This window comes from Marinobacter sp. UBA5687, from assembly GCF_002420325.1.
GTDB lineage: Bacteria > Pseudomonadota > Gammaproteobacteria > Pseudomonadales > Oleiphilaceae > Marinobacter > Marinobacter nauticus.
In genome coordinates this window covers 1-4,581 of the sequence record NZ_DIHV01000126.1, presented here as the reverse complement: position 1 = coordinate 4,581, position 4,581 = coordinate 1, and the positions used below count along the sequence as shown (strand labels likewise).

At 58.9% G+C, this 4,581-nt stretch carries 5 protein-coding genes; 3 read left to right on the top strand and 2 right to left on the bottom strand.

From position 1 onward, the window contains the following. From potA to B3Y70_RS14100, 3 genes are all read left to right on the top strand, one after another. The coding region (potA, locus tag B3Y70_RS14110) for a polyamine ABC transporter ATP-binding protein (RefSeq protein WP_288589974.1) at positions 1-957 on the top strand (957 nt) is incomplete at its 5' end. Between the two features lie 163 nt (positions 958-1,120). Next, on the top strand, positions 1,121-2,035 hold the full coding sequence (locus B3Y70_RS14105; RefSeq protein ID WP_412768674.1) for an ABC transporter permease subunit: 915 nt from the start codon (positions 1,121-1,123) through the stop codon (positions 2,033-2,035). Then, positions 2,028-2,849, top strand: a complete 822-nt coding sequence (locus B3Y70_RS14100) for an ABC transporter permease subunit (protein ID WP_226598027.1) — start codon at positions 2,028-2,030, stop codon at positions 2,847-2,849. The genes B3Y70_RS14105 and B3Y70_RS14100 overlap by 8 nt, the downstream gene beginning before the upstream one ends. Here B3Y70_RS14100 and B3Y70_RS14095 read toward each other — a convergent pair. Together B3Y70_RS14095 and B3Y70_RS14090 are read right to left on the bottom strand one after the other, a co-directional pair. Then, positions 2,836-3,888, bottom strand: a complete 1,053-nt coding sequence (locus B3Y70_RS14095) for a proline racemase family protein (protein ID WP_286715143.1) — start codon at positions 3,886-3,888, stop codon at positions 2,836-2,838. The two genes, B3Y70_RS14100 and B3Y70_RS14095, sit on opposite strands and share 14 nt — an antisense overlap. Then, positions 3,888-4,581 (bottom strand): zinc-binding dehydrogenase (locus B3Y70_RS14090; RefSeq protein WP_288589973.1); only part of this gene is annotated, 694 nt, incomplete at its 5' end. The genes B3Y70_RS14095 and B3Y70_RS14090, both read right to left, overlap by 1 nt.

Genomic DNA, 4,581 nt, shown 5'->3' with positions numbered 1-4,581 from the left:
ACCCTGCTGCGCATGCTGGCGGGCTTCGAGACCCCGGATTCCGGCCGCATTGTGCTGGATGGTCAGGACATCACGGCCCTGCCGCCGTACCTGCGACCCACCAACATGATGTTCCAGTCCTATGCCCTGTTCCCGCACATGACCGTGGAGCAGAACATTGCTATGGGTCTGAAACAGGACAAGCTGCCGAAGAACGAAATCACCGACCGTGTGGCCGCCATGCTCAAGCTGGTGAAGATGGAGCCCTACGCGAGGCGCAAGCCGCAGCAGCTCTCAGGTGGCCAGCAGCAGCGTGTGGCCCTGGCCCGCTCGCTGGCCAAGCGCCCGAAGCTGTTGTTGCTGGACGAGCCCATGGGCGCGCTGGACAAAAAACTGCGCACGGAAATGCAGTTGGAGCTGGTAGATATCCTGGAGAAAGTGGGCGTAACCTGCCTGATGGTGACCCACGACCAGGAAGAAGCCATGACCATGGCCAGCCGCATTGCCATCATGTCTTACGGCCGGATTGCCCAGGTGGGCTCGCCGATTGATATCTACGAGAGCCCTAACAGCCGCATGACGGCGGAGTTTATCGGCTCCGTGAACATCTTTGAGGCGAACATTCTGGAAGACAATTCCGACAGCCTGTCTTTGGCCAGCGAGCTTCTGGACGCACCGGTGTTTATTGACCGGGGTGTAACCACGCCGGCGGAAACCACGGAAACCCTGATCGCCCTGCGCCCGGAGAAGATCTACCTGACGACCGAGAAGCCCGAAGGCGATAGCAACTGGAGCTGCGGCACGGTGGACAACATTGCTTACCTGGGGGACATCACGTCTTACTACGTGAAGCTCGCCAGCGGCAAGCGGGTGCAGGCCACCATGGCCAACGTGGAGCGCCGGGGCGAGCGGCCCACCTGGGGTGACCGGGTGTATGTGTCCTGGGAAGCTTCCAGTCCTATCCTGCTCTGGAACTGACGCCATGACCACAGAAACCTCCGACAAGGCCCCTGCTGCGGCGAAGGGCAGCGTTGCGCGGTGCTCGCAAACTCGCCTACCAAGAAGGTATGTCTCCTTTGCTGCGCTCCGTGCGCCTCGCCCTTCATCCACATCAGGAACCTTGTCAGAGGTTCCTGGAAAATTGATAACCCCCTTCGCCGAGCGGGTGCGGGCAGTGGTATTCCATCGGCGAGTTGTGTTCGGGGTACCCTTCGCCTGGTTGCTGCTGTTCTTCCTGCTGCCGTTTGCGCTGGTGCTGAAGATCAGCCTGACCTCGGCGGTGATGGCTATTCCGCCCTACGAGCCGGTGTTCCGATGGGTGGAGAATACCCTGTCGGTGGTGGTGAACTTTGGCAATTACCTGTTCCTGGCCTCCGACAGCCTCTACATTGCCGCCTATTGGGGCTCGGTGAAAACCGCGTTTCTGGCCACCTTGTTCTGCCTGCTGATCGGCTACCCCATGGCCTATGCCATGGCCCGCGCGCCGAAGCACTGGCAACTGGTGTTCCTGCTGATGGTGATGCTGCCGTCCTGGACCTCGTTCCTGATTCGGGTTTATGCCTGGATGGGCATACTCGGTAACCAGGGCCTGCTCAACAGCTTCCTGCTGTGGCTGGGCGTAATCGAATCGCCGCTGAAAATGCTGAACACCAACTTCGCGGTGATTCTGGGAATCGTCTATGCCTACCTGCCGTTCATGATCCTGCCCATCTACACCAATCTGGTGAAGCTGGACATACGCCTGCTGGAAGCGGCGTCGGATCTGGGCTGCCGCAGCCTGACCACCTTCTGGTCCGTTACCCTGCCGTTGTCCAGGGCCGGAATCCTGGCCGGCTCCATGCTGGTGTTCATTCCAGCCGTGGGCGAATTCGTGATTCCGGAACTGCTGGGTGGTCCGGATACCCTGATGATCGGAAAGGTGCTCTGGGAAGAGTTCTTCAACAACCGAGACTGGCCGGTGGCCTCTGCGCTGGCAATCGTGATGCTGGCGCTGCTGCTGGTACCCATTGTGTTGTTCCACCGCTTCCAGGCCCGGGAGATGGAAAAGAATGGTTAGGTTAAAAGCCCCCGGTTTCTCGAAGACCATGCTGATGCTGGGCATGCTGTTCCTGTATCTGCCCATGGTGGTGCTGATCGTATACTCGTTCAACGCCTCACGGTTGGTATCGGTATGGGCCGGGTTCTCCACCAAATGGTACGGCGCCCTGCTCGCCAACGAACAGATCCTGTCGGCGGTGTGGATGAGCCTGCGCATTGCCTTCTATTCCGCCAGCATGGCGGTGTGTTTGGGCACCCTGTGCGCGTTCGTGATCACCCGGTTCAAAAAGATGCGCGGGCGCACGTTGCTGTCCAGCATGATCACCGCCCCTCTGGTAATGCCAGAGGTGATCACCGGCCTGTCATTGTTGCTGCTGTTTGTGCAAATGGCCCAACTGATCGGCTGGCCGACGGATCGTGGCATGGCCACCATCTGGATTGCCCATACCACCTTCTGCAGCGCCTACGTGGCTGTGGTGGTGAGTGCCCGCCTGAGAGAAGTGGATCGTTCCATTGAGGAAGCCGCCATGGATCTGGGCTGCACGCCGCTGAAAACCTTCTTTGTGATCACGTTGCCGGTGATTGCGCCGGCGCTGGTTTCGGGCTGGTTGCTGGCGTTTACCCTGTCGCTGGACGACCTGGTAATTGCCAGCTTTGTGTCTGGCCCGGGAGCCACCACCTTGCCGATGGTGGTGTTCTCCTCCGTTCGGATGGGAGTGTCACCGGAGATCAACGCGCTGGCGACTCTGATTATCGCGGCGGTGTCTGTGATTGCGTTTATCGCCTGGCTCTGGATGCGACGGGCAGAGAAACGAAGACTCAGACCACGCTAGATTTGTGGCGACTCGATAGTATGTGGTGCAACCCATCACACTCCACCATCGGGTCGTCACAGTTCACCACAATGTCGGAACGGGCAATCACATAACCCCTGCCAGTGATACTGTTTTTGACCACCTGATACTCGCCCTCGGTTTCTACCGTGGTGAATTCACCGATAAAACCGGTGTCTCGAAGGGAAACGGTTTCCAGTTTATCGCCCGGCTGGATTCGGCCTTCGTAGTTCATCAACGCAAGCCTGGCCGAGGTGCCGGTACCGGTAGTACTACGACAGATCACGCCGGGATGGACGTAGGTGGCCGATCGTGAGCGGAAATAGCCATCGGCCACTTTTTCTTCCGGCCCCATAAAGTGCAGAAATGGCAAAGGCCCGACATCACCCAGGGTGTAGTGGGAAAATCCACGGGCAGCCTGAATGGCCTCGACAATGGCATGCGCGGTGCGGGCCAGCTCCCGTTCCTCGTCAAGGGTCAGGTCAAAGCCCAGCGATTTTGCATCCACCAGGGCGTAGAAACCGCCACTATAGGCCACACTGTAGCCAACCTCGCCAATGCCCGGCACGTTAATACTGGCATTGTAGGTGTGGATGTAGCTCGGCAAGCCCTCGCAGGTGACCGCTTCTACCACGCCGTCATGAACAATAGCCTCAATGTTCACGAGACCCGCCGGCGATTCCAGCATGAAATGTTGCTTGCCCTCCTGCTTTGGCACTATGCCAGCCTCGAGGACCGCCGTCGCCGTACATATGGTGTTGGAACCCGAATAGATGGGATATCCCATCACCTCCATAATAATGTATCCAGCCGCCGCCCTGGGATCGGTGGCGGGGACCAGCAAATCCACGGACATTTCGGGAATGCCATAGGGCTCCTCCAGCAGGAGTTTGCGCAAGCCGTCAGCATCGTCCCGGAGGTACTCCATCTGCGCCCGCACGGTGTCGCCGGGCAACAGGTCAATGCCGCCGGTAACAATGCGGCTGAAATCACCACCGGCGTGAGTGTCCATCAACTGAATGGTCAGTTCCGGTTTCATCAGTCCGCCTCCACCTCGTAGGGTTGCCCGTGCTCCTGCCACTGGGCATCGGGAACAATCACGATTTTTCCCAGGTAATTACTGCCTCGGTTCACGAAGTACTCCTCCGCGCGGTGCAACTCAGACAGCCGGAAAGCACCGTGCAACACAGGCTTTAAATCACCACTCCGGATCCATCTCATCAGCTGCTCTGCCTCTTCCCGGGTACCATGGGACACACCGAAAATCTGCACCTGGTACAGATAGATGCGGGTCCAGAGAATTTCGCTGATGTTGCCGCCACTGGCCCCGGCAATACTCAGCCTCGGATAGGTGCTCCGGACATTCATGTCAAAAATCATGGCGTCGATGAAACGGTCCGTCATGTCGCCGCCCACCAGGTCCATGACCGCGTCCAGCGGCTTGCCTCCGGTTTCCGCCTTCACCCGATCGACAAAGCTATCCATGTCGGTTCTGTCGAGAACGGCCTCGGCGCCAAGCTCCAGCAATGGATCAGCCTTGTCCTTCTGGCTCAGGGCATAGGGAATGGCACCAATAATCCGGCAGAGCTGAATCAGCGCCGTACCCACGCCACCGCTGGCACCGGTAACCAGCACGCGTTCACCAGCCTGAATATTGGCGGAGGTAAGCATGTGGTAGGCAGTCTGATAGGAACACATGCCCATGGATGCGAGCTCGGCGTCGGCCAGGTCC

What these genes read in the sequence shown, in the direction of transcription:
- B3Y70_RS14100 (WP_226598027.1), top strand. Translation starts at nt 2,028, where the DNA reads ATGGTTAGGTTAAAAGCCCCCGGTTTCTCGAAGACCATGCTGATGCTG.
- B3Y70_RS14095 (WP_286715143.1), bottom strand. Translation starts at nt 3,888, where the DNA reads ATGAAACCGGAACTGACCATTCAGTTGATGGACACTCACGCCGGTGGT.